Source organism: Chryseobacterium sp. CG10_8, from assembly GCF_058117085.1.
Window position 1 is genome coordinate 1 of sequence record NZ_JBYVEB010000237.1, and the last position, 1,150, is coordinate 1,150.

General features: G+C 25.5%; 1 protein-coding gene and 1 pseudogene. Both read right to left on the reverse strand.

The window, feature by feature from the left end; genetic code table 11:
* Positions 1-104: 104 nt before the first annotated feature.
* Positions 105-320 carry a hypothetical protein gene (locus AC4AGG_RS16495; RefSeq protein WP_489773116.1) on the reverse strand — a complete coding sequence of 72 codons (216 nt, stop codon included), beginning with the start codon at positions 318-320 and terminating at the stop codon, positions 105-107.
* Between the two features lie 2 nt (positions 321-322).
* Positions 323-1,150: pseudogene (locus AC4AGG_RS16500) on the reverse strand (hypothetical protein); the annotation flags it as partial.

Below are 1,150 nucleotides of genomic sequence, written 5' to 3' on the forward strand. Positions count from 1 at the left end.
TTATTTTTTTGTCTTTAGAAATCCAGTAATCAAAATTAAAATCTTTGTATTCTTCACTTTTATCTTTTAATTTGGAATATTCGCAAGAAAGGGTACTTCTTATTTCAGTTTTTGTTAATTTTTGCTTTTAGCCTATTAAGTTTTGCTTTTACAGCTGTATTTTTCGCTGAAGAAACAATCGAAATATCCAAATTCTTTTGAACTTTTTTAAAAACCCAATCCACCATTCCTTCAATTTGTTTTCCTGAAGAATTTTTGTAACCCTCACAATATTCGTTGCATAAGTCTTCTGTTATTTTTTCAAAATGAATACTTAGCATAATTATTCGCCTCTTAATTTTTTTAGTTTGTTTTCTAATTCCTGAATTTGTTCTTCTTTAAACTCTAAATCTTCAGAAACAAATTCTACGAACATTTCTTTCAGTTTATTTTTTACAATAGGCTCATCAACTAGTTTTATAATTTTTTTGTGGTATTCAATTTCATCACTTGAATTATGAAATTGAGGAATTTTACCTAATATCTCTTCATTTAACGGAAATTCATTTTTCGTTTTCTTATTCGCTTTCGTTTTTAACCATTCCAAAGTAATCGCAATTTTCTCTTTTGCAAAATCGCCAATTAATCCACCTGTTACAAAAAAACTGTCTGCTAAAAGGTCGGTAATGTTGGCTCCGAAAGTATTCATTATTGAAAAATCTTTTGGTTCAGATTTACCATTTTCATTTACTTCTAAAAATAATATATTTTGCTTGGGAATATCGGAAAGAATAATTGGAGAATGAGTGATGAAAAGTAAATTAATTGATTTTATTTCCTTTAAATCTGTCTGATTAATTTGCTCTAAAATATTTTTTACAAACTTTTTCTGAAATTCAGGATGAAAATACAGTTCAATTTCATCAAAAATTATGTTTACATATTTATATTTTATTATTTCATCTTTTTTTACAGAATTAATATTGTTTAAATGATAAATAATTGAACTTGCAGAATGTATCAATTGTTGTTCTCCTGAACTTAAATTATCCAGTCTAATTAAATCATTTTCAGCTAAATTTTTAATTAATATTTGCGTTGTAAAAACTGGTGGTGGTAAAAGCTCAATTAATGGAATTTCATTATCACTTGAAATTTCATTTAATTTTTT